This window comes from Peribacillus sp. 05N428 (assembly GCF_056397085.1).
On the sequence record NZ_JBFTMS010000018.1, the window covers coordinates 19,816 to 45,597 of the forward strand.

General features: G+C 41.5%; 21 protein-coding genes and 1 pseudogene. 20 read left to right on the forward strand and 2 right to left on the reverse strand.

Going from position 1 to position 25,782, the window contains the following annotated elements; genetic code table 11:
• The first annotated feature begins 85 nt into the window (after positions 1-85).
• The 9 genes from AC1DIV_RS16915 to AC1DIV_RS16955 are packed head-to-tail and all read left to right on the forward strand — an operon-like array spanning position 86 to position 10,102.
• Positions 86-2,269, forward strand: a complete 2,184-nt coding sequence (locus AC1DIV_RS16915; protein ID WP_340876401.1) for an acetate--CoA ligase family protein — start codon at positions 86-88, stop codon at positions 2,267-2,269.
• Positions 2,270-2,276: 7 nt separating this feature from the next.
• On the forward strand, positions 2,277-2,741 hold the full coding sequence (locus tag AC1DIV_RS16920) for a MaoC family dehydratase N-terminal domain-containing protein (RefSeq protein ID WP_323596779.1): 465 nt from the start codon (positions 2,277-2,279) through the stop codon (positions 2,739-2,741).
• Between the two features lie 60 nt (positions 2,742-2,801).
• On the forward strand, positions 2,802-3,218 hold the full coding sequence (locus AC1DIV_RS16925) for a MaoC/PaaZ C-terminal domain-containing protein (protein WP_340876402.1): 417 nt from the start codon (positions 2,802-2,804) through the stop codon (positions 3,216-3,218).
• Positions 3,219-3,250: 32 nt separating this feature from the next.
• A complete protein-coding gene (locus tag AC1DIV_RS16930) occupies positions 3,251-4,414 on the forward strand; it encodes a thiolase C-terminal domain-containing protein (protein ID WP_340876403.1) in 1,164 nt (387 codons plus the stop codon).
• An 11-nt stretch (positions 4,415-4,425) separates the two neighbouring features.
• Entirely contained in the window at positions 4,426-4,842 is a 417-nt protein-coding gene (locus tag AC1DIV_RS16935) for a Zn-ribbon domain-containing OB-fold protein (RefSeq protein WP_323596782.1), read from the forward strand.
• Positions 4,843-4,880: 38 nt separating this feature from the next.
• Entirely contained in the window at positions 4,881-6,080 is a 1,200-nt protein-coding gene (locus AC1DIV_RS16940) for an acyl-CoA dehydrogenase family protein (RefSeq protein ID WP_340876404.1), read from the forward strand.
• Positions 6,081-6,095: 15 nt separating this feature from the next.
• Entirely contained in the window at positions 6,096-7,238 is a 1,143-nt protein-coding gene (locus tag AC1DIV_RS16945; RefSeq protein ID WP_340876405.1) for an acyl-CoA dehydrogenase family protein, read from the forward strand.
• Between the two features lie 55 nt (positions 7,239-7,293).
• Positions 7,294-8,769: an aldehyde dehydrogenase family protein gene (locus AC1DIV_RS16950; RefSeq protein ID WP_340876407.1), complete on the forward strand. Its 1,476-nt coding sequence runs from the start codon at positions 7,294-7,296 to the stop codon at positions 8,767-8,769.
• Between the two features lie 55 nt (positions 8,770-8,824).
• Complete coding sequence (locus AC1DIV_RS16955) at positions 8,825-10,102, forward strand: MFS transporter (protein ID WP_340876408.1); 1,278 nt, start codon at positions 8,825-8,827, stop codon at positions 10,100-10,102.
• Positions 10,103-10,199: 97 nt separating this feature from the next.
• Here the strand turns inward: AC1DIV_RS16955 and AC1DIV_RS16960 are convergent, their stop codons facing one another.
• Positions 10,200-10,931, reverse strand: a complete 732-nt coding sequence (locus AC1DIV_RS16960; protein WP_340876409.1) for a hypothetical protein — start codon at positions 10,929-10,931, stop codon at positions 10,200-10,202.
• Between the two features lie 189 nt (positions 10,932-11,120).
• On the opposite strand from AC1DIV_RS16960, the gene AC1DIV_RS16965 reads away from it, so the two are divergent.
• The 10 genes from AC1DIV_RS16965 to AC1DIV_RS17010 all read left to right on the forward strand — a co-directional run bounded on the left by AC1DIV_RS16965 (position 11,121) and on the right by AC1DIV_RS17010 (position 22,078).
• A complete protein-coding gene (locus tag AC1DIV_RS16965) occupies positions 11,121-12,005 on the forward strand; it encodes a hypothetical protein (RefSeq protein WP_340876411.1) in 885 nt (294 codons plus the stop codon).
• 297 nt (positions 12,006-12,302) lie between these two features.
• Entirely contained in the window at positions 12,303-13,922 is a 1,620-nt protein-coding gene (locus AC1DIV_RS16970) for an amidohydrolase (protein ID WP_340876412.1), read from the forward strand.
• 102 nt (positions 13,923-14,024) lie between these two features.
• Positions 14,025-15,257, forward strand: coding sequence for a Zn-dependent hydrolase (locus tag AC1DIV_RS16975; RefSeq protein ID WP_340876413.1), 1,233 nt, complete (start codon positions 14,025-14,027; stop codon positions 15,255-15,257).
• A 134-nt stretch (positions 15,258-15,391) separates the two neighbouring features.
• Entirely contained in the window at positions 15,392-15,592 is a 201-nt protein-coding gene (locus AC1DIV_RS16980) for a DUF3311 domain-containing protein (RefSeq protein ID WP_053534973.1), read from the forward strand.
• The gene (locus AC1DIV_RS16985; RefSeq protein ID WP_340876414.1) at positions 15,589-17,073 is read left to right on the forward strand and encodes a sodium:solute symporter family protein; all 1,485 of its coding nucleotides are present in this window, start codon (positions 15,589-15,591) and stop codon (positions 17,071-17,073) included. Before AC1DIV_RS16980 ends, AC1DIV_RS16985 begins: the two co-directional genes overlap by 4 nt.
• Before the next feature lie 52 nt (positions 17,074-17,125).
• On the forward strand, positions 17,126-17,992 hold the full coding sequence (locus AC1DIV_RS16990; protein ID WP_340876415.1) for a carbon-nitrogen hydrolase family protein: 867 nt from the start codon (positions 17,126-17,128) through the stop codon (positions 17,990-17,992).
• A 321-nt stretch (positions 17,993-18,313) separates the two neighbouring features.
• Complete coding sequence (locus AC1DIV_RS16995) at positions 18,314-18,631, forward strand: DUF3870 domain-containing protein (RefSeq protein WP_034312026.1); 318 nt, start codon at positions 18,314-18,316, stop codon at positions 18,629-18,631.
• Between the two features lie 161 nt (positions 18,632-18,792).
• Complete coding sequence (locus AC1DIV_RS17000; protein WP_340876417.1) at positions 18,793-19,953, forward strand: DUF819 family protein; 1,161 nt, start codon at positions 18,793-18,795, stop codon at positions 19,951-19,953.
• A gap of 15 nt (positions 19,954-19,968) precedes the next feature.
• On the forward strand, positions 19,969-21,051 hold the full coding sequence (locus tag AC1DIV_RS17005; RefSeq protein ID WP_340876418.1) for a dipeptide epimerase: 1,083 nt from the start codon (positions 19,969-19,971) through the stop codon (positions 21,049-21,051).
• 16 nt (positions 21,052-21,067) lie between these two features.
• Positions 21,068-22,078, forward strand: coding sequence for a C40 family peptidase (locus AC1DIV_RS17010; RefSeq protein WP_445670122.1), 1,011 nt, complete (start codon positions 21,068-21,070; stop codon positions 22,076-22,078).
• A 117-nt stretch (positions 22,079-22,195) separates the two neighbouring features.
• Here the strand turns inward: AC1DIV_RS17010 and AC1DIV_RS17015 are convergent.
• A pseudogene (locus tag AC1DIV_RS17015) lies at positions 22,196-23,267 on the reverse strand (IS1182 family transposase); the annotation flags it as partial.
• Positions 23,268-23,791: 524 nt separating this feature from the next.
• Between AC1DIV_RS17015 and AC1DIV_RS17020 the strand changes: the two are divergent.
• Positions 23,792-25,591, forward strand: coding sequence for a S9 family peptidase (locus AC1DIV_RS17020; protein WP_340878520.1), 1,800 nt, complete (start codon positions 23,792-23,794; stop codon positions 25,589-25,591).
• The last annotated feature ends 191 nt before the right edge of the window (positions 25,592-25,782 follow it).

The following is a 25,782-nucleotide window of genomic DNA, read 5'->3' on the forward strand; positions in this document are numbered from 1 at the left end:
AACAAACTATGAATTTCAAGATTATTAAACCCCTCCATGTAAGATTGATTCAAAGATATCTTTTTTTAAGTAGGGGGGAAGATTCATGATAGAAAATAAACATTCAAACAATTCTCATGAAACTCTTGAGCCGTTATTCAATCCAAGGTCCATTGCAATCCTAGGTGCCTCCAAGAGTGAATACAAAATTGGGAATTTACAGGTCAAAGCCCTTTTGGATGGTCATTTTAATGGGGAGATTTACCCAATCAACCGTAATGCAAAAGAGATTGAAGGGATTAAGTGCTATGAATCTTTGTCAGATGTTCCGAATGAAATTGATTTAGCCATTTTTTGCCTTGGGGCGAATCAGGTCCAGCAAGGATTAGAGGATTGTGCACGAAAGAAAGTGAAAGCAGCCATCATTTTTGCTGCGGGTTTTTCTGAAACAGGAAAAGAAGGCATCAAGCAACAGAAATTGTTAACAGATATTGCAAGAAAGAATGGAATACGGATAGTGGGTCCCAATTGTGTTGGATTAGTGAATTTGTCGAATGGCTTGATTGGCACTTTTTCCCCTGCCATTCAATCAGTGCCAATAAATGACCAAAGAGGGGTAGGATATGTTTCCCAAAGCGGTGCGTTTGGTGTTTTGACTTATATGGCAGCAGCTCAGAATGGATTGAGTTTCAATTATTTCGTGAGTGTTGGAAATGAAATGGAAACTGAATTCTCGGATGTCATTGAATATATGATTCATGATTCAAAAACAAGTGTGATAAGCGGCTACTTGGAAGGTGCAAAAAACCCGGAAAAATTACGAAGCCTGGCAAAAGAGGCATTGGATAGAAATAAACCCATAATTGTCATGAAAACCGGGAGGAGCAAGGCCGGAAGCAGAGCTGCAGCTTCACATACAGGTTCACTTGCGGGATCGGATCAAGTATATGATGCCTTTTTTAAGCAAGTTGGCATCGTAAGGGCCGACGATTATGAAGATATCATATCTTTTTCAAAGCTATTCCTATCAAAGAAGCTTCCAAATGGACGCAATACGGTTATTATCACCAGTTCAGGCGGGAGGGGAATAAATGAAGCGGATCGCTGTGAATCATACGGACTTACCATCAACCCACTGAGCTCAAAGACAATAACAGAAATCAAACGTAATATACCCGAATATGCAAGCGCTTCCAACCCTGTGGATTTAACAGCGGCCGCATCAGTTTCCAATCCTGAGTTATTTCTTGCACCATTGAGAGCACTTGTAGAAGATCCGGATGTCGATAACATCATTTTTACTGAGTTTCCCTTTAATTGGACTGCCGAACACCCTTTGCTTCAAGAGTTCATTGAAATTTGTACATGCTCAGATAAATTTGTATTCATTACTACTTTTCCATTAGACGGCATGACACTTCCGCTTGGTACCGCTGAGCTCGTGAAAAATGGCATACCGGTGATCCCCGGGAACCTTAATCCGATAAGAGGGCTGGCGAAACTGGTTGAATACAGTGAATTTTATCGGAAGAATCTAGAAAATCAAGCTTCCATTATTACTAAGAAAATTGAGAAACAAAGCTTACAAGACATGCTGAAGCCCGGTACTGCATTAAGTGAATCCGAAGCTAGTATGGTTTTGGAACGATACCGGATTGCTACCACGAAGCGTGTAATAGCTGAAAATGAAAACGATGCAGTACAATTCGCTAACAGTATCGGTTATCCGGTTGTGTTAAAGGTCGATTCACCGGATATCCCGCATAAGACGGAAGCGGATGCCATTCGATTGAATGTAAGGACTGATCTTGAAGTCAGGAAAGCTTTCACAGATATTAAGCGGAATGCACTAGATTATAAACCTGATGCTACTATATACGGCATTTCCGTTCAGGAAATGTTGCCTGATGGAGTGGAAATCATTGTTGGTGCAAGTGATGATCCTGTATTTGGACCGGTTATCATGTTTGGTCTAGGGGGAATATTCGTTGAGATCTACAAAGATATATCGTTTAGAATTGCTCCATTGTCAAGGCAAGATGCACTTGAAATGATTGAAGAAATCAAGGGCAAGGACATTTTATTGGGAGCACGGGGGAAAGCACCGGTTGATATCGAAGCCATCATTGATGTGTTATTAAAGGTTTCCGCTATAGTTACAGATTATAAACATTCCATTGACGAATTGGACATTAATCCTTTGCTGGTATATGAAAACGGAATAAAAGCTGCTGATGCCATGATTGTTGTGAAAAATAATGTAACTGATAATACCGTTATTAGGGGGTAGAGTGCATATGGAACTTGATCATTTGAAAGGATTAACGGGAGCTGAATTTATATTTGAAGTCGAAAAAAGGCATATCAGGCAATTTGCTGAGGCAATTGGTGATATTAATCCCTTATATGTGGATGAAGAATTTGCTGCGAAAACTTCATATGGTGGCATTATTGCACCACCAACCTTCCCGATTGCCATTGGTCAGGATAGCGGCGAAAGCCTTGACTTGGGCCTCGAACAAAAGAGAATGCTGCATGGTGAACAGGAGTTTATTTATTCCCGCCCCATTAGGCCCGGTGATAGGTTGCATTGTCAGATGAAAGTATCAAATGTATACGAACGGGAAGGAAGAAATGGAAAGATGCAGTTCTTGATACTTGATACAGAAATGAAAGATGAGTCAGGTGAAATGGTCGTCATAAGCCGAACAAATATCATTTATCGGCCCATTAGGCTCCTGTCTGAAAAAACATCCCGATGATTAATGGTATTAAAGTATCATTATCAAATTCTAGCAAACTGAAAACAGGAGGAATCAGGGATGTTGAACTATGAAAGTTTACATGAGGGGCAAAGACTTGAACCTTTCATCAAGCCACCAGTAACCAAGGTGCAACTTGTTAAATATGCCGGTGCTTCAGGAGATTTCAATCCATTGCATACAGATGATGCATTCGCACAGGAGATTGGCATGAATGGTGTGATTGCTCATGGAATGCTGGTAATGGGGTTTCTTGGTGAATATGTAATGAAACTGGCTGGTGATCATGCTGTGCCGGCAAACTTTAAAATGAGGGTCGGTGCCGTAACCGTACCAGGAGATCGACTCACATGTTCTGCTTTCGTGAAAGATTTATATGAAGAAGGAGGTCAACGCTTTGTAAGACTGGATCTAATTGCTGAGAAGGAACCAGAGCAAGTTGTGGGTTCAGGTGAAGTGGTTTTACGGGTTCAATAAGGGTTTCAATTTATTAAAAAGGAGGCTTTTGTATGGAAAGCATTAAAAATCGCTATGCCATTGTCGGTGTAGGGGAAAGTGAGCGTTCTAAGAATTCCGGTACAACCCCGTTACATTTGGCGTTGGACGCTGCTCGGGCAGCATTGAATGATGCTGGGCTTCAAGCGAAAGATATTGATGGGTTCATGAGCTATTCGGAAAACGATTCTTGTACATCTCATCAATTAGCAACATATTTAGGGGTCCGTCCCAAATATGTAAAGGATATTTTGGGCGGGGGAAGCAGTACCGAAATGCTGATAGCTGACGCTGTTGGATTAATCGAATCAGGTCAATTGAATACGGTGTTGATTTATCGTTCCATGAATGGACGCTCAGGCGTACGGATGGGCGGAGGCGGCTGGGATGTGAATATGCTTCAAACAGCCATAGAAGGCGGAAGCTTCATCATTCCTTACGGTGCTGGCAGTCCGGCTCAGTGGTTCGGACTTTTTGCGACGCGACATATGCATGAAACCGGGCTGACAGAGGAACATCTTGGGCATGTCTGTTTAGCTTTTTACGAACATGCTCAAAGGAATCCTAAAGCATACTTTTATGGTAAACCATTAACGATGGAGGAATATCTTAAAACGCCCTATTTAAGCTATCCATTTAAAAAACATGATTTCTGCCTGGAATCAGATGAAGCCAATGCAATCATTGTCACTTCAGCAGAACGTGCGAAAGGATGCAAGTCCAGACCGGTATACATCATGGGTTTATCTGCTAGGCAGTGTGTGTCCCATGCACATTATTGGAATGATTTAACCGAAGTGGCTGCTGACTATGTCGCGCCTGAAGTATATAAAATGGCTGGAGTAAAACCTGAAGATATTGACGTTGCATCCATATATGACTGTTATAGCTGGGTTGTACTTCGGCAGTTGGAGGCTTATGGATTTGCACCGCGCGGAGAGGTCGGTGACTTTGTAGCCGAAGGAAACTTGCGGATCGGCGGGAAATTACCTTCGAATACAGCAGGAGGAATGCTATCGGAAGGATATACACATGGAATGAATAACGTATTGGAAATCGTTCGTCAAGTTCGTCACGAATACAAAGGAACCGATCGGCAAGTGGAAAATTGTGAAATCGGAATTTGTACTGGCTGGGCTGGACCGGATATGGCCGGTGCCATGATTTTAAGAAATTAGGAGGGAACAAAATGGAATACCAAAAACCTATTCCGCTAAAAACACAGGATAATAGTCCATATTGGGATGGTGCAGATCGTCATGAACTGATTCTTCAAAAATGCAATTGCTGCCATCAATATTCACACCCTCCCGGTCCGAGCTGTGCAAAATGTGGCAGTTCGGAACTTAGCTGGGAAAGCCAAGGCAGCGATATTAACGGTAAAGTCTATTCATATATCGTTTCCTATCGGCCCTTCTTACCTGGATTCCAGGATGATTTACCGCTTGTAATTGCCATAGTCGAATTAGATACTCTGCCCCAGGTCAAGTTAATCGGAAATATTCTGCATTGTTCACCAGAAGCTATTGAAATGGGTATGCCAGTTAAGATGGTTTGGAAGGAAATTACGGATGAACGGTCACTGCCGCAATGGATTCAGTCATAGAAGTGTAATTTGCAAGCATTAAAGGAGGAAACTAATCTATGGATTTTTCATTTACAACCAAGGAAGAAGAATTCCGTCTTGAATTGAGAGCGTGGCTTGAAGGAAATTTACCTGAAGGTTGGCTTGAAGGAACCAGTAATGTTTCAAAAGATGAAGGAGGGGAGTATGCCGTTTTCCTCAGGAATTGGCAAAGGAAATTATATGAAGGTGGCTGGGCCGCGATTGCCTGGCCAAAAAAATACGGCGGACGAGAAGCGACGTTGATGGAGGAAATAGTTTATCAACAGGAAATGGTAAGAGTAAAAGCTCCGGCGCTTGTGAATTATGTAGGCATCCATATGGTGGGACCCACTCTAATGCAGATTGGAACGGACGAACAAAAAGCAAAATATATCCAAAAAATTCTCACAGGAGAGGAAGTATGGTGTCAAGGATATTCCGAACCGAATGCTGGATCCGATTTATCCGCCATTCAAACAAGCGCCGTAAAGGAAGGAGATCGGTGGATCATTAATGGTCAGAAGGTTTGGACAAGCTTTGGCCACTTAGCTGATCGATGCTTTTTACTGGCTCGGACGAATCGTTTTGATAAAAAGCATAAAGGGATAACGGTTTTCCTATTGGATATGAATCAGCCGGGGGTGGAAACAAGGCCCATCATTCAAATGGATGGTCAGCATGATTTTAATGAAGTCTATCTGAATGATGCGATTGCATACGATGCTGAAATAGTTGGGGAAGTGGATGAGGGCTGGAAAGTTACGATTGCATTGCTCATGCATGAAAGAACGGGAATCGGGGCGCAAGTTTTTACATTGGAGCAACAATTTAATGAACTTGTAGCCTTAGCTAAAGAATTGAAGGAAGATGATGAGCCATTGATGGACAATCCGCTTGTTCGTCATACAATGGTAGATTTATATACTCGCTCGCGCGGTTCACTTTTGAACTATTATCGTAATTTAACTAAGACATTAAAAAATGGTCATCCAGGAGCAGAAGGTTCGATGGATAAATTGATGGTAAGTGAACTTACTAAAGTGCTGTTGTCCCAATCTATTTCTTTACAGGGACATAAGGGTATTCTGTGGAAAGAAGATGCAATCACGTCCAACTCATATTGGCAGGATAATTACCTTTATTCTTTTGGACAAACAATTGGAGGCGGAACGAGCGAAATACAAAAGAATACGATAGGGGAAAGGATTTTAGGTTTACCGAAAGATATGGGACGTTAAGATGAAAAGGGGGGAATGAACGTGGATTTTTCTTTAAATCAAGAACAAGAAATGTTTCGTGGATATGTCCGGAAATATTTAGATGGTGCTGGGCAAACAAAAACGGCCCGTGCATACATAGAGGGTGAAACTGGATCTCTAAGGGCCATATTATCCGGGCTTGCCGATTTAGGGTGTACAAGTATTAATATATCTGAAGGTCACGGGGGAATGGGTTTAGGTCCCCTTGATTTGATACCTGTACTGGAAGAAACCGGCCGTTCTTTATTGCCGGGTTTATACTTAGAAACGAATGCATTAGCTGTGCCATTAATAGAGAAATTCGGTACGGAAGGACAAAAAGATAGGTATTTAGCCGAAATTTCGGCCGGTATAAAAACATTCTCGCTAGCTTGGTTAGAACAAGGTGGAAGTTACGGTCCTTCTGGTATTAACTTGGAGGCAAAATCCCTAAACGGTCGGTTGATATTGAGCGGAGTGAAATCAATGGTTCCCGATGCGGAGTTGGCTGATCATTATATCGTATTAGTCCGCACAGGCAAAGGTAAACGAAATGAAGGGATCACACTTCTTATCGTCGATCGAAATGAAACGAATGTGACGATTGAAAGCCAGAAAAACATTGATGAAACCCGACATTTGGCAGCATTGGCTTTCAATGATGTCGAAATTCCAATGGATCAAATACTTGGATCGATGCATCAAGGGTGGGATGCCATCCAAGAAGGGTTACTCTCTTTCAATGCCGCTCTCTCGGCATTAATAATCGGGTGTATGGAGAAAGTGGTGGAGATGTCTGCAGAGTATGCGAAGATCCGTGAACAGTTTGGTCAGCCCATAGGAAGATTCCAAGCGATTAAACATAGGATCGTCGATATGAAAATGGATCTCGAAACCGCCAGATCTTTAGCTTATTATGCTAACTGGGCATTGGAAAGCGGTGCAGAAGATCGAGTTCAAGCCATATCTTGTGCACGAATATTTGCCACGAAAGCATTCGTACGTATTTCGTCAGACAATATTCAGATTCATGGAGGAATAGGGTTTACAGAAGAAATGGATTGTCACCTTTTTGTTAAGCGTGCAAGGTTCTATGAGAATTATTTAGGAAGCACGGAACAATATTACAAACAGGCCGCTACGGCATTAGGTTGGTAAAAAAGCAGAAAGGGTTACAATCATGTTTAACAAAGCCGAAGGGTGGAGATGAAGGTTGGAAATTTCATATAAAGTGAAAGAGTACCAGAATATGATAAATGGCGATCTGGTTCCCGCTTCTTCCGGGAAGAGGATTGAGAGTTACGATCCGTCGACAGGCAGGGTTTGGGCAACCATTCCTTGCAGTATGGTCCAAGATGCTGAAGCGGCGGTGGAAGCAGCCCGAAGCGCTTTTGCCGATTGGTCTTCGAGGCCAGCTATGGAAAGGGCAGTTTACCTGAGGAAAATAGGTGACAAGGTCGTAAAGCATGGTGAAGAGCTAGCTGAGTTGGAATCAAGAGACAATGGTTGGGTGATCAGGGAAACGAGTCACGGCCTCATTCCCAGCTTAGCAAGCCTTTGGTATGATGCAGCAGGGGCTACAGCTATTGGAAGTAAGGGAGATACGGTCCAATTGGGACCTTCAAGCGTGGGTTATTCTTTGAGGGAACCTCTAGGGGTAGTTGTAGGAATCCTTCCATGGAACTCACCGCTTTTCACTTTTACCATTAAAGCGGCTTATGCGATTGCGGCAGGAAATGCTGTCATTATCAAACCATCTGAATTGGCTTCTGTCGCTTCATTGCGATACGGAGACCTGATTAATGAAATCCTCCCGCCAGGTATCCTGAATGTTGTATCAGGAACTGGAGCGGAAGTGGGGGATACTCTAGTAAGCCATCCAGATGTGAACAAAATCAGTCTGACCGGTTCTGGAGGAACGGCAAGGGCCATAGCTCAATCGACTGCACGTAATCCTAAGCCAATGATTTTGGAACTGGGCGGGAAATCGCCAAACATAGTCTTTGCGGATGCAAACCTTGAAAAAGCAGCGCAAGGGGTGACAAGCTTTGGGATATTTAGCGGTAACGCAGGACAACTATGTGTAGGCGGATCGAGGATTCTAATTCAAAGGTCCATATTCGATGAAATGATTAATAGGATGAAAGAAGTGATAGAACATCAAATTCAACTGGGTGATCCGATGAATCCAGCCACTTCAATGGGACCGATCGCTAACGTTGCTCAATATGAAAAAATCCTCTCCTATATAGATTTAGGTCAAAAGGAAGGAGGGGAAATCATCATCGGTGGCCGTCATGGAGGTGTCAGCCTATTACCTGATGAACCTAAATTAGCCGATGGCTATTGGGTTGAGCCAACATTGATCAAGGTCAATAGTAATTCTCTCCGTATCTGTCAAGAAGAAATCTTCGGTCCGGTAGCGACCGTTATCCCCTTTGATACGGAAGAGGAAGCCATCACCATAGCTAATGACAGTGATTTTGGTTTAGGAGCTGGAGTATGGACCTCGAATTTGAATCGGGCACACCGGATGGTCCGCAAACTGGAATCGGGGAATGTATGGGTGAACTTGTTTCGCAGGGTGGGACCTGAACTCCCATTCGGAGGCCAAAAAAATAGTGGATTCGGAACGGATTCCATTCTTGAATATACCCGTGAGAAGACCTGTTATATGGAAATAGGATGAGTTCTCATAAAATAGGCAGGGAATTCACTGTGAATATGGACTGGGGGTTCTGTAATTGGCACAAGATTCTAAAGGGATTTTCTATGGGTGGTATGTTGTGTTGTGTGGCTTTTTCATAATGTTCGCCGGATTTTCGATAATAAATTCCTTGCACAGTTTGTTCATGGTTCCGGTTACAGAGGATTTAGGAATAAGCAGAACCACTTTTTCCATTGCACTTTCCGTTGCGGGCCTTGGCGTGGCTGTTGCTTCTCCTATCATGGGTAAATTACTCGCTAAAGGGAATATGAAGTTGATCATGTCAATTTGCGTAGTAATGGCCGGAGCAGGATTCATGTCATACTCGCTTGCCAACTCAGCTGTATATTTTTGTATCATAGGCTTTTTAATTGGCATTTGTGTTGCAGGCTTTTCCAATATTCCCATATCAATCATGTTAACCAATTGGTTTTATGAGAAAAAAGGAAAAGCCATGGGTTTGGCATTTGCCGGATCGGGAATAGGGGCAGCAGCACTCAGTCCGATCATTACAAACTTAATCTCAAATTATGGTTGGAGAACAGCCTACGTAATAGCAGGGATACTGATAATTGCTTTAACATTACCCTTGGTTCTTCTTTTTGCAAAGAAAAGTCCCGCAGAAAAGGGGCTCGTTCCACTAGGTTCTGACAAAATGGAAATGGCCGAAACTACTGGGGAATCTGAACAGAATGGCTTAATGATGGGGGAAGCCAAGAAGACAGCAATGTTTTGGATTTTCGTTCTGGGAATCGTTTGTTTTGCATTAGTTGCAGGCGGGGTGCAAATGCATATCCCGGCATACCTGATCGATATAGGGCATCCAGCCATCTTTGCTGGAACCATTTTTGGTATCCTCTCTTTGGCAAATACGGTAGGGAAATTGATTTTAGGAGCTATATTGGATAAGTTCGGTACGGCAGGCGGTGCCATTTATGTAGGTGTTTGCATGACGATGGCAATGGCAGCACTATTGTTAGCGAAGACACAGGCATTCGCATTCCTATTCGCCATCGCCTTTGGCTTTAGCATTGTAATATCGACACTAGGGCCTCCCTTCATGACAAATGATATCTTTGGAAAGAAAGACTTTGGCTCCATTTTTGGCATTGTGCAAGTTTTTTTTGTGGCGGCAGGCTCATTGGGTGTGATCGTTTCGGGTGTAATCTATGATTTGACAGAAAGCTACCGTGCAGCATGGATTTTTTTCCTTTGTTTATTCATCTTCAGTATGGTTTGTGTACTAGCGGCAAATAGCATGAAAAAAAAGACGATCAGAAGAATCAAGAATATTTCGGACAAAAAAATTGGATAGTTTACTAGAGGAAAGTGCTTTTGAAGGATTTGTTTCCCATATACAAAAAAGGTAAAGAGCGACTGCTCTTTACCTTCCTGTTAAACTATATGATGGTTTAAAACTTTTTATGCCATTCGTCATCTTCAAGTGGCACACCATTGGTACTAATATATTCTACAATCATATTTCCGTGTTTAAGGACTCTATCTTTTTTTAGGGCATTGATAACTGCGGTAAAGCGGTCTTCATCTGCATCCTGTTTCTTACGTGAAAGGGTAATCCGAATGGTTGGGGAAACTTCGTAATCTTTATAGCTGGCTGGTTTATTCGGATCAATCTTCATTTCTTTACCGATCTCCTCATTAAAGACCAAGAGTAATTGATTATAATCGCCTATTTCTTCTTGAATCTCCTCCCAATCTTCGCTTTCTGCAATATCTTCCATTTCCTTGGAAATCAACACGTCACCCAGTTCTTTTTCAACATATGGCCTAATTTCTTTCTCTGCATCATCTTGCCATTTATCAGAAATAAATGTATCCTCCATTTCCCCTGTTTCATCATTAAAGAAAACGAGAAAATGCGTACCATATTTTTTATGTTTCACTTTAGCTGCGTATTCAAAATAGCCCCGGTTTCCCATATTGTCATATAGGACATCATATATTTCGGTTCCTTCATCAAAATTTTCCTTTAAATATCTTTCAGCTTGATCCCGGATTTTCTTTTCTTCATCAGGATCTGCTTTCATGCTCTGTGTGAATGAAAACAATAGGATTACCACACCGACCAAGATGATTGAAAAAACACCTAATAAAGTAAGTAAAATCTTCTTTGTTTTGCTCAAGGAACACCCTCCTGTAATCACTGCTACTTTAAAATAATTCCCATATTATTCTAACATCTTTATCACTCATTTTACTATGGAAATTGAGCCTATCTTTTCCCCAGTGCGAAATCTTAATTACCTGCCCTCCAAAAGATCGGGATACTTTGTTACAATAAAATCCTTAGTACCCTAAAGGGAGAGATTGACTTGGAAACCTATCAAAGAAAAATGAACCTTAATCGGGATGAATACAGAAAGTTGCAGTGGAAACAGCATCGTATACAAGTTACAGGTTTATTCGATGCCGTTTTTTCGAAAAAAGCGTTCGTAGATAAAGTGGCTATCGTCGGAGCAGGCAATTGCGATGATTTGGATATAGAGTATCTGGCAACTAAATGCAACTCCATATATTTATTTGATATAGATATGGAAAGTATGGAAAAGGGTACGGCAAATTTGCCTGAACGGACCCGGGAGAAAATTCAACTTATTGAAATTGATGTAACAGGCCTCGATAAAGTGGATTTTGATCACCACCTATCTTCCATGCTGAATCGTGGTGAAACGGCAAAGGGAATTATTCGGTATTTAAAGGATACCGAGAATCGGTTAGGTCAGCTTTCTGAACGTGTTTTTGCTAATTATTATAATGATTTTGATATCGTGGCAACTTCCGCCATTTATACTCAACTATTTTATAATTGGGCCATGGAGCTTCTTTCCGATCATGTAAACCACTATCGGAAAGAAGATGCAGAAGAGATGAAGAATGGAATTTTGGATGTAAGGGATGAAATCGTTCGTACAGTGAATCACTCTATTTATAAATGTTCCAAGCAAAATGGATTCTGTATTACATGGACTGATATCTTAAAAATCGAACCTGAGTATATGGATACCATTAACGAAGGGCTGAATGCCATCTTTGCATTGGCCTCGAACGTGGGATATGGGGCAGCCTTGATAGGGGTAAAAACGTTTATTGAAAAAGTGGAAAAAAGTGAATTAAGCCTTCGATACTGGACATGGGATTTTAAAGCTAACAAACAGTATTTGACCATTGGCATTATCGGGAGAAACAATCGGTTGTAATTGAATAATGGCGGGATAGATAAGCAAATAAGCAGCTGAATCTATCCTTTTTTGATTGGTTATAGTCCCCTTAGGAATAGAGGGGGCTGGTGCCAGCAAACCATGGGAAATAAGACATAATTATATAAAAGGTATAAAAAAACGATGATATTTTTAACTATTTGTCTAATGATTTCACAATCTGGTGTGGATATAATGAATCTGTTGAAAACAGAATATTCCGATAAGTGGCGGCGGGGACAGCAAAGGAAGAGGTGGCAGAACTGAGGGTGAAACAAAAAGGAAGGGGTGTGTTGGTTGAAAGCTGATATCGTGTTCATAAACGGCGAAGTCATAACCGTAAATCAAAAAAATGAAGTCGCGGAAGCCCTGGCAATTAACGGTGACCGTATCTCGGCAGTCGGAACGAATCAGGAAATCAAGGTATTTATCGGAGAAGAAACAAATGTGATTGATTTGCAGGGAAAGTCCTTACTTCCCGGGTTTATAGATTCTCATATTCATCTTATCTTGTATGGTGTCAATCAATTGGCAGTGAGCTGTAAAGCTGAACATATCAAATCTATAGAAGATTTGTTAATCGATCTGAAGAAGAAAGCTTCGACGATCCCTAAAGGTGAGTGGATTCGGGCTTGGGGCTTCAATGAGACCGCAGTGAAAGAAAAACGTTATCCAACAATAGCGGAATTGGATGCTATTTCAACAGACCATCCCATTATCGTGAATCGCACATGCAGCCATATAAGCGTGGTGAATAGCAGGGCGCTTGAGATTGCTAGAATTGATGAAAACTCAGAGAATCCAACTGGTGGGATCATTGAAAAGGATGGAGCGGGGAGGCTTACAGGAAAACTCATTGAAACAGCAAATATGATAATGGCCGACAGAGCAAGCTATTCAGAAAGTGAACTGTTGAAGGCGGTCAAAATAGCATCGGGACATTTCATTGAAGCAGGCATTACAAGCATTCATGAAGCTGGTGCTCATGGTCCTGACAGTTTCCGTTTAATGCAGCAGGCCATAAAAAATAAGGACATTCGTGTCCGTATCTATGCGATGGTCGGTTCATTGAATAATTCTCATGAATTTGTGAATAAAATGGTAGATTCGGGAGTGATAACCGGAACGGGGGACGAAAGATTCAAAATCGGACCAGCCAAATTGTTTACGGATGGCAGCAGTACCGGTCCGACAATTGCCACCCGTGAGCCTTATACGAGTGATCCTGGTTATTCCGGGATTCTTTATTATAAAGAAGAGGAGATCCATCAAGTATTAGGTCAGGCACATAAAAGAGGCTTTCAGATCACAGTCCATGCCCAAGGAGACAGGGCAATAGAGATGTATTTAAATTGCGTGGAAAAGGCTTTGAATGAATCGCCCAGAAAAGATCATAGACATAGAATTGAGCATGCTGGAATATCTTCGCCAGATTTACAAAAGAGGATGAAAGAACTTGGCGTCATCCCAATCCCCAACCCCCCATTTCCTTATGAATTCGGTGATATATATATTGAACATTACGGCAATAGGGTCAACCATATGTACGCTGCCCGTGATTTTATTGATAATGGCATCTTGGCCGCAGCTGGTTCAGATGCTCCCGTTACTGATCACAACCCTATATTAGGCATACACGTTGCTGTTAATAGAACAAGCAGGTCTGGTACGGAAATAGGTGAGATTCAATCGATTAGCGTATTGGAAGCCATTAAACTATACACATGGAATGGTGCGTTTGCTAGTTTCGATGAAGAAGTCAAAGGCAGCCTGGAGGCAGGGAAGCTCGCCGATTTAGTAGTATTGAATGATAGTATATTGAAAGTGGATTCCCAAAATATCAAGGATTTGAAAGTTGAATCTACGATTTTGAATGGGGAGATTCTTTATCATAGGGAAACAATGGTGGAAATATAATCTAGCGTGACTATTCTAAAACAACAAGACCTTCACTTGCATTTTTTTGGCTTAAGCGAACGAAAAGGATTTAGCAGGTTATCTAAAAGGGGGATATTCGCTATGAAAAAGCAAAAATTATTAATTAATGGTGAGAGGCTGAGTCGTACGCTAGAGAAATTTGCTGATTTTGGACGCACAGAAAACAACGGGGTCACACGGCTATCCCTTTCCGACGAAGATCGATTAGTCCGTGATTATTTTTGCGCTTGCTGTAAAGAATTGGGTATGACCATTAAGGTTGATGATATGGGGAATATTTACGCCACTTTAGCGGGACTTGAAAACAAACCACCTATTGTAATGGGATCCCATATGGATACCGTAAAAAAGGGCGGGCGGTTTGATGGTATCTTGGGTGTAGCTGCAGGCTTGGAAGTCGTGCGTACTCTGGTCGATAATAATATCCAGCCTAAAATTCCGGTAATGATCGTCAATTTTACGAACGAAGAGGGGGCCAGATTCGAACCTTCCATGATGTCTTCGGGAGTTCTTTCGGGTAAATTCGAAAAATCCGTCATGCTGCAAAAGACGGATAGTGAAGGAACCACTTTCGAAAGTGCTTTGAATGCCATTGGATATGCAGGGGATCAAGAGTCTCGTTTAAAAGAAGCGACTGCATTTCTAGAGTTGCATATTGAACAAGGGCCCATTCTTGAACGTGAATCTCTCACGATCGGTGTCGTTGAATGTGTCCTTGGTATGGTGTGCTATGAGATAGAAGTTACAGGCGAATCCGATCATGCAGGAACCACCCCAATGAATATGAGAAAAGATGCTTTCTTCACTGCGAATAGCTTGATTATGGAGGCTCGTCAGAAGCTAGGCATGCTTGATGACGATTTGGTTTTTACGATGGGCAGAGTGAATGTGTTTCCGAATATCCATACGGTCATCCCTAATAAAGTGGTTTTTTCGCTAGAGGCAAGACATAAAGATTCCAACGTCATCGAAAAGGTGGAGGAAGTCATTAAAAGCCTTATAACTACAGGTTCAGAAGACGGCTGTGACATCCAAGCGAAAAAATTGTGGGACAGGGATACCGTTTGGTTCGACAAATCCATTTGCAATTTGCTTGAGCAATCGACCAATTATCTAGGCCTACCCTATAAAAGAATGGTAAGCGGTGCAGGACATGATGCACAGTTTATAGCTAGTTATATACCTACTGCCATGGTTTTCGTCCCAAGCATCAACGGTAAAAGCCATTGCGAAGAGGAACTTACTACTTGGGAAGATTGTGAAAAAGGCGTCAATGTAATATTGGAAACGGTCCTTGCCATCCAGTCATCTTAAGCGGAAATATGGTTGGTTGAATACAGCAAATAACAGTGACCGAAGGGTGCCATCAAACCATCAGTTCAGTATGAAAGTCAGCTTGACTGATGGTGATGCATCCTGAAAGGAACCTAAATGGGGGAGGGTATAATTTGGATGCTATTAAGCTATTGCTTTTTGTTCCATTTATAGGGTTTTTAGGTTTATTGCCCTATGCAAATAAAATAGAACCGTACATATTGGGAATGCCTTTTTTGTTATTTTGGGTTGCATTTTGGATGGTGATGGCATCGATTATCTTAATGATCGTCTATAAGTTCGATCCTGATAATAAAGGGAGTGAATCTGAATGAATATCTCATTGTTCATCATTGCCATATTCTTGGTTCTAGCACTTTATTTAGGGATTAAAGCAAGAAAAGGGAAGGATATGGATATGGAGCAATTTGCCGTAGGGGGCAGGGGCTTCGGTACATTCTTCATTTTTCTCTTGATAGCAGGTGAAATTTATACAACTTTTACATTCCTGGGCGGAAGTGGGTGGGCATACTCAAAAGGTGCCGCTGCTTATTATGTTCCCGCCTATATTTTCTTAGCTTATGTCCTATCATATTGGCTCGTCCCTAAAATATGGAGATATTCAAAACGACATTCCATTATCTCTCAGCCAGAGTATTTTGCATCTAAATATAAAAGCAGGTCTATGGGGATGATCGTTGCTGTATTGGGAAGCTTAGCCCTCGTTCCTTACATAGTCATACAGCTCAAAGGATTGGGCATCATTGTTTCAGAAGCATCATACGGAGCAATTTCACCAGTTGCTGCAAGTGTGATCGGTGCTGTGGTTGTAACTACCTATGTAATGATTTCAGGCATTCATGGTTCGGCATGGACAGCGATACTGAAAGATTTCATGATTTTGGTGGTCGTCATCTTTTTAGGGATGTACATTCCAGTTCATTACTTCGGAGGCATACAGCCAATGTTCGAGTCCGTGCAAGCTGCTAAACCGGAAATGTTGGTTTTGGCGGATCAGGGATTGAGTCAGTCCTGGTTTGTGTCCACCGTTTTGCTGAATGCACTAGGATTTTATTTGCTGCCACAAACATTCATGGTCGTATTATCGTCCAATGGGGAAAGGACCCTTCGCAAAAATGCGATTGCATTACCCTTATACACATTGTTGCTGCTGTTCGTTTTTTTCATTGGATTTACAGCCATCATGGAAATCCCGGGTTTGCAAGGAGCGGATGGTGATCTCTCACTTTTAAGGCTGGCGATTCAAACATTCGATCCATGGGTGATAGGGGTTATCGGAGCTGCAGGTTTATTGACGGCACTAGTACCGGCTTCAGTCATGCTAATGGCAGCATCGGTAGGTCTGACAAATAGTTTTTTCAAAGTTCTGGTCCCTGCTGCGACTGAAACACATCAATTGATTGTCTCAAGGATAATCATTATTGGTATCTCAATCATTGCTTTAATTGTAACGGTTACAGGCGGCGAGGCTTTGGCCATCCTGAATATCATGTCTTACAGTTTAATTACGCAACTGGCCCCGTCCTTGTTTTTCAGTTTGCCAAAAACCAATATAATCAATAAGTATGGTGCGATGGCTGGAATATTGGCAGGTGTCCTGATTGTTTTATATGCGACAATTGCAGAGGTGAAGGTTGCTACATTCCTGCCAAATACCCCACATGTAATTAATGATATCAGTACAGGAGTCATAGCTTTGTTGATTAATATATTAGTAACATTCCTTGTAAGTGCCCTGACTAAACATATCTCCATGCAACAGACCGAAATGACTGATTTGGACAAGATATCCTGATTTCATTTAAAAGTCTGGAAGAACTGATAAAACATGATATGGGAGGGCTTTTGTGAAAATTAAAATAACGGCTTGTCAATTTCGTGTAGAAAAAGTGTCAACTTTCCTTGAATTTCAGGAACAAGTAGAAGACTTGATCACCCAAGTTCCCGAAAACTCGGAATATATCATTTTTCCTGAACTGTTAACTATCGGATTATCAGCGGCCTTTGGAGAACAGGATGCTTCGTCCGTTATCAGGATCGATGAATATACCAATCAATACAAAGATCTTTTCAGGTCACTTTCAAGAAAAAGAAAACAGGTCATCATTGCAGGCACTCATCTGGAACGCCGCGAAAATGAATACTACAATATTGCTTATATTTTTGATGAAGACGGATCAGTCGTTGAGCATAAAAAGACTCATATCTTTCCTGCTGAAGCGAATTGGCATACTTCTGAAGGTGATGAACTGGAGGTTTATTCCGTGGGTCCGGTTAAGATAGGAATAGCGGTATGTTATGAAGCGGAGATACCTGAAATTTCAAGGATATTATCAGTGAACGGGGCCGACATCATTTTTTGCCCATCATACACATTTACAGAGGCTGGTTTTTGGCGAGTTCGCCATTGCGCACATGCGCGTGCAATCGAAAATCAGGTATATTTTGTTCATTGCCCCACTGTTGGTGAACCAGGATCACCCTTGCCGAACGGATATGGCCGTGCCAGTATCCTTAGCCCCTGTGACAGCGCTTGGCCTGCTAATGGAATAGTGGCCGAGGCGGTAATGAATGAACACACCATCATTACCGGTACAGTGGATATGGACGAACTTTATGAGAATCGAAAAAGTGGTGCAGCAACCACCTTCAAGGATCGTAATCGCCGAAAAGGTATGTATGCGAAATATGAGCCATACGAAGGGATGAAATGATGTGTTGGATCCCGAACCATTGTCGTCCGAATGTAGGTCCAATAAAGTGCGGGGGTAGGTTAAAAAAAAATGACCCCTGAAACGAGTTCTTTTACAATACCTGGTTATTCTTCGTGATTTTTCAGTTTGATTGGTGTATTAGTTATAGAACTTATCTATTCTCTGGCCGAAGGAATCGGAAATTGACTTAATATACAAAATATATTGTCAAATGCTTGCTATATATATTAAAATATATATAACCATTTCATATTGTAAATATAGATAGTCACCCTATTTATACCTGTTATGATGTCTGTAATGGCAGGAGGCACAACAATCATGTTTCAACAGAATACAGTATATATAGTTGGCGAATCAAAGGCACCGTCCAATAATCCAATTACACAGCAATTCAACTGCTTTTTCATCGGGTTCGTCATTGATCGTGATACGCATGAAATAGTGGATGCGGAATGCTCGACCACGATATCGATTACATCACGCTTCATTCAATCCATGTTAGTTGGTAAATCCATTCTTCGGCCCGATGAATTGGAGACGGAAATTGAGCAACGGTATTTTGGTTCATCTCAGAAAGCACTGACCGTCGCCCTAAGAAATGCCAGCATCAAATATCAGCAACTTTATAAGTTATAGCTGCTTCTTTTGTCAGTCGCAATTGAAATCCAGCTGTTAAAGAGTGCGTACGCGCTCTTTGGCAGCTGGATTTTTCTATTTAGTGCCATGCAATAATTAATAGATGAGTGTGAAAAAAATGGAAATTACCTTATGTTATAAAATTTAAGGTGGTATGGAATATGATTCAAGATGGTGTGATGTTTGTCAGCTTTTTATTGGCATTTACTGCCGTGATTGCGGTTGTGGAAAAAAAGATAGGAGGAAAGTTCTTCAAGTATGTTCCTGGTATTGTCCTTATTTATATTGGAGCGGCTCTGATGAAAACATTCGGGGTCTTTTCAGATAGTGAGTCAGTCGAAAGTGCATATAGCACCTTACGGGGGCTCCTGCTGCCTGCCATGTTGATGCTTATGCTTTTGCAATGCGATATGCGGAAAATCATCAGGCTTGGACCAAAGATGCTTTTAACTTTTTTTGCGGCTTCATTCAGCATTATTGGAGGGTTCACTCTTAATTACGTTTTAATGAACGGCTTTTATGCGGAAGGAACTTGGAAGGCATTCTCGGCTTTGAGCGCAAGCTGGACAGGGGGCTCTGCCAATATGGTGATCTTGCAAGGAATACTCGATGTGCCTGAAAATATTTTTGGCTATGCGTTGATCATGGATACAGTCAATTATTCCATTTGGGTCATGTTCTTATTTTGGCTGGTGCCTCTTGCTGGTAAATTCAATATTTGGACAAAAGCGGATACATCTTTCATTGATCAAATGACTTCCGAGCTTGAAGCGGGTGAAACCGCCAAGACGGAATTTGGATTCGTGGAATTGATCGGTTTCTTGGCGCTGGCTTTAATTGTTTCAGCAGGTGCAACCAAAATTGGGGAGAGACTGCCGGTACTCGGTGCCGCTGTGAATGGAACCACTTGGACGATCATCATCGCTTCGACCGTAGGATTAATTCTGGCTGTCACGAAGGTTGGACGTATTGCCGGTTCCATGGAAATTTCCAAAGTCATGCTTTATATCGTCATTGGTTTAATTGCTTCCCATGCCGATTTTTCACAGCTGTTTCAAGCACCTGTGTATATTATTTCCGGCTTTATGATTCTATTCTTTCATGGATTGATCATGGTCATTTTGGCCAAAATCTTTAAGTTGGATCTATTTACAATGGGAGTTGCCTCTTTGGCCAACATAGGGGGCGTGGCATCAGCCCCCATATTGGCAGGTGCATTCAACAGGGCGCTAATACCGGTCGGGATATTGATGGCAGTACTTGGCAGTCTTCTGGGCACCTATTTTGGAATTCTTACATCATATATACTCTCAAGCTTTTAAGGAAGGGTTGTTAATATGAAGATTGAAAGTTTACAAGTATCAGTGGAAACCTTGCCACTTATCAAGCCATTCAAGACTGCATTACGCACTGCAATGGAAATTGAAAACATCATGGTTTCCGTAAAATTGGAGGATGGAACGGAAGGTTTGGGGGCTGCAGCCCCTACGGTTGCCATCACAGGTGATTCTACAAAAGGGATCATGACGGTCATTGAAGAAGTAATCACACCACATCTAATTGGCCGCAACATCGAGAATATCAATGCATTGTCTCAGCTGATCCAACGATCCTGTGTAGGTAACACAAGTGCAAAAGCTGCTGTTGAAATCGCTTTGTACGACGCAGTCAGCAAACGATGGCAGCTCCCATTATATCAATATCTTGGCGGTAAATCTAATGTCCTGAAAAATGATATGACAATAAGCGTTGATGAACCTGAAGAAATGGCAAAGGCGGCACTGACCCTTATCGAAAGCGGATTCTCTACGATGAAGATAAAACTGGGGAAGGATTGGAAGAATGACGTGGAGCGCGTTGCCTGCATTCGTGCTGCTGTTGGCGAACAGGTTATGATCAGGCTTGACGCAAATCAAGGGTGGACAACAAAACAAGCGATTTCCATCATTCATGAAATCGAAGAAAGAAAGCTGAACGTTGATTTGGTAGAACAGCCCGTGCAAGCCCATGATATCGAAGGATTGAAAGAAATAAAACGCTCTGTCCAAATGCCGATCATGGCCGATGAAAGTTTGTTTTCCCCACGTGATGCCATGAGACTCCTGAATGAACATGCTGTTGATTTCCTTAATATCAAATTAATGAAAACTGGCGGAATTCGACGTGCACTCCAAATCGCCGATATGGCAGAAGCAGCCGGGGTGGAATGCATGATCGGGAGTATGATGGAATCATCCGTTAGTGTAGCGGCCGCAGCTCATCTGGCAACCGCCCATCCAAATATTACGAAGATTGATTTAGATGCCCCATTATGGATTAAGAATGAGCCATTTGAAGGCATTCAATTTATGAAAGATCAACTTCTCATTTCCGATAAACCTGGACTGGGAGTCAAGAGGAAATCCTCTTTTACTCAATAAAAACAATTTCGAAAGGGTGAATAATTTGAAAAGGTTAACCGTTTTTGTTTTATCTTTATTTGCTTTTGGTATTTTAGTATTCAGTCCCAGTGAAGCTAGTTCCAGGGAGAAGCAGAGAATTGCCTATGTTGATGTGAACGTGGCCACTCTTTGGACTGAGCCGGGATTATTAAGGGAAATCGATGCCCCTTCTGCATCGAATCCCGCTGATTTGAATGAATGGATCGGCTCGATGAAATATGAAGACAAGCTGTGGCTTGTAGGTAACCTGGAAACACAAGCTTTATATGGTTCTAAAGTGACGATTCTTGAAGAACGGGGTGAATGGGTGAAAGTAGCCGTTGCAAATCAACCTACACCCCGCAATGATATTGGTTACCCAGGATGGATGCCAAAGGCACAATTAAAAGACGGACATTCTTTTGAGAAGCAATTTAAACGAGGATTTGCCCTTGTAAATGCCCCAAAGACCTGGCTTTATTCGGATTCGAAACCTCGGTCCAAATTCATGGAAGTCAGCTTCAATACCCGCCTTCCGCTATTGCAGGTGAAAAAAGATAAAGTGAAGGTGATGACACCGGGTAATGGGGCAAAATGGATGGAAAAGCAAGACGTGTCAGTCTATCAAAATGAAAATCAAATACCAGCCCCAACCGGTAAGGACATCGTTGAATCAGGAAAAGCTTTTTTGGAGCTACCTTACCTATGGGCTGGAATGTCCGGTTTTGGATTTGACTGTTCTGGATTTACGTATACGATGTACCATGCTAATGGAATAACGATCCCAAGGGACTCTTCCATTCAGGCTCAGCATGGCAAAAAGGTTGAAAAAGAAAATCTACAACCAGGTGACTTACTATTTTTTGCCCATGATAAAGGGAAAGGAAAGGTCCATCATGTCGGAATGTATATTGGTGACGGCAAAATGATCCATTCACCTAACAGCTCAACACATGTAAGGATAGATGAAATAAAAACATCGGGATACGGAGAGGAATATGCCGGAGCAAGAAGATATATCGATTGATGCTTAAAAAGCATAAGAGCCCAGTGCTCTTATGCTTCAGTTTGTAGACAAAAGGGGTTGGAATTAAAAAATTCCGAACCCCTTTTAAAATTCCCTTTGAAATTTTGACCAAAGGATAAGAGATTTTACCTCTTGATGATGACGCAGATGATCTGCTTCTTCCACATGTGCTTGCCAGATATGCCGTGTCACTACTTTTTGATGGTCTTTACTTTCTGTACACAGTGATAAAAATGAGCATGTTGCACAAATTTGTTTTGGCGATTTGTACTCGCGATAGCCCTCTTTATTTGTTGTTGAGTACTTTAAAGTTTTGCCCGAAGGGCAAAGGTAACAATCAAAGTGTTCATCGTAAACATAGTCATGTTTGCGAAAGAATCCTTCTTTTGTACGAGGACGTGTATAGGGTAAAGCAGGTGTGATTTCTTTGTTAAATAGGTAGCTTGTAATCGCTGGTGTTTGATAAGCTGCATCTGCGGCAACTGCTTCCGATTTTTCCACCTTTCTCAATCACTTAACTCAACAAGTGGCTCCAAAATATGACTGTCATGTGTATTACCAGGTGTTACAATCGTTCCCAAAACCGTTGCGGTCTGCGGCCGCGTGGAATGAATAGGCAAACTGTTTTGTTCGTTCATCTTTCACATAGTAGCGGTTTTTTACTTATTAAATTTATCTGGTGGAAAAGGCTTCTTACCATGGTTTTCACGATCTTGATTTATTTCATCTTGAAGAAGTCCTTGATATGCTCGTGTTTCTTTACGTACGATTTTCTTTTCAAATTTGCGCTTATTCGCATTGGCTTTCACATGTGTGGAATCGACGAAAACGTGTTCAGCACTTATTAACTTTCTATCAGCAACTGTCATTTAGATGCGATAGAAAATATGTTCAAACAGGTCTGTATCTTTAAAGCGTCGCTCATAATTTTCCCCGAACGTGGAGTAGGAGGTACTTTATCATGGAAACCATAGCCTAAGAACCAACGGTAAGCCATATTGGTTTCAGCTTCTTCAATCGTTTTACGCTTGGAACGAATACCGAAGGAAAATTGAACGAATGTCAGTTTAACTAAAATAACTGAATCAATACTTGAGCGTCCTACCTCTGAATACATATCTTTCACCAAGTCATAAAGTGAACTCAATGGAAGCCTCCATTTACGAACCAAATGGTTCGCCGGCAACAGTTGATCTCACTGAATAGAATCATGTTTAGAAAGCATCCTCATCACCTCAAGTTTTAATACTTTTAAAACAAAAATGCCCCTAGGCAAAAGTGTCCTATCTAAAAGTTAAAGCAAAGTTGATTGGAGCGGGTGTTCGAGACTCCTGCGGGAAAAGCGCGTCTAGGGGAGACCCCGCAGGCGAAAGCCGAGGAGGCTCCCCGACCGCCCGCGAAAAGCGAGTGCCCTACGTTCCAATCAACGTCCAAATTTGTACAAGCAAAAAAAACTGTAGACAGATCTTCTCTCAGAATATGCTCCAATGTCTTTAAAGAGGAATCGTTTTGAATAAGATGTTCCGGTGGCCTATAGAGTGTTTAGTTAAGATTAAATGACACTAAATATTCAGGGATGATTATTATCCATTTTTTGGTGAGTGAAACTTGACTTCACTACTTCCTTAGGTTGCGAATTCCATGATGAGGAAAAATATGGTATAATTATTTACAGACATTTCTTAATATTATAAAAGTAAGGGGTTGCCAATGATGATCACTTTTCCAAAACCTGATGTTGAGCAATTTTTACGAACGTTTTCCATTGCTGATTTTGCTGTAAGTCCAGATGAAAAACATCTGGTTTTCAGTACCAATTTGAGCGGCAAGTATAATTTATGGGGAATGGATTTGCCAAACTCCTTTCCTTATCCTCTAACATCCATCGATCAAAGCTGCCAAGGGCTTATATATGATAAGAAGAGCCGGTTTATCATTGCTGGTTTCGATCAAGACGGTAATGAAAATACCCAGTTTTACGGAGTTCCTTTGAATGGAGGGACAATGAAGGAAATCGTTAATCATGAAAATACACGTAATTTCATGCCAAAATTATCGAATGACAGTAAAAAGCTCTATTACACGACATCCAGAGGAAATCCTTCCTTTCTAAATTCCTATTGTTTGGATTTAGAATCAGGACAGGAAAGGCTGGTACTGGAGGGGAAAGATGCAGCGACCTATTTATTTGGCTTCAGCCCTGATGAAGAAACCTTACTTTACTATAAACACTTTGCTAATACATATACTCTTCTCTATGCAAAAAAAGGGAACGAAGATATCCTGCTCACTCCGCCGACAGAGAAACAACACACAGTGAATGATGGGGTTTTTGTTTCGGATTCGATGATATATTTATTGACTGATTATGATTCGGACTTTACCTATTTGGCTTCATACAACCTTGAAACAAACAAATTCTGTAAAGTTAAAGAATTGAAGAATGAGAGTTTTACTGCCATTACTTATAGTAAAGAGAATCAATTATTATATATAACCAGTCAAAAGGGTGTAGAGGATCAATTATATGAAATCAATCTGCAAAATGAAAATTGGAGAAATATCCCCGTGCCATGCAGTGTCATTAATAAACTTGAAGTTGCTGCATCAGGCAATCTTTACTTATTTGGCATGAGTGCAACCAAGCCTCATAATATCTATAAAAATACAGGTGATGAGTGGGTATCATTAACTAAATATACTGTTCCTGGCGTCGATTCTAATGAATTGGTTGAACCGGACATCATTACATACCCTTCCTTTGATGGCCGGGAGATCGAATCGTTATTTTTTAGGGCAAAAAAGGAAAATGACAATGGTGAAGTCATTTTTTGGCCTCATGGAGGACCTCAAGCGGCAGAACGGAAGTTTTTTAGAGCTTCATTTCAATTTTTCCTGAATAACGGTTACAGTATTTTCGCGCCAAACTTCCGCGGTTCTACTGGTTATGGTTTGGAATTCATGAAAATGGTAGAGGGAGATTGGGGAAATGGACCGCGACTTGATAATGTAGCCGGCCTTGATTGGCTGATAGACCAAGGGCATGCACAAAAAGGCAACATTCTTTTGATGGGCGGAAGCTTCGGAGGCTACATGGCCCTTCTGCTGCACGGGCGACATGCGGATTATTTTAAGGCGGTTGTCGATATCTTCGGCCCATCCAACCTATTCTCATTTATCAATTCTGTACCTGAAGACTGGAAGCCAGTCATGGACCAATGGGTAGGAAACCCGGAAAAAGATAAAGAAAAACTAATCGAGTTTTCGCCTATTACCTATCTAGAATCCATGATAAGGCCAATGCTTGTCATTCAAGGGGCAAATGATCCCCGTGTCGTCAAAGAGGAATCGGATCAAATCGTTCAAGCGTTGAAGGATAAAGGAAGAGATGTCGATTATATGCTTCTAGAAAATGAAGGACATGGATTTTCCAAAAAAGAAAATGAAATTGCCGTCTATCAAAAAATACTCTCCTTCTTAAAGCGATTCACAGCAGTAACAGAGAAGGTATAATACGTATTTTTACAAGTGAAGAACCCCTGCCGCTCACGTTCAAAGTGATGAAGCAGGGGTTTTTAAGTTTTGGGAGTTAGTCAATAGCTTCCTAATACGGCATATAAATCAGTCATTTAAAATTCAGAATTCCCCGAATAAACGCTAGTCACCTAGTCATAAAGTGCTATATAATATACGAAAAAAGTATT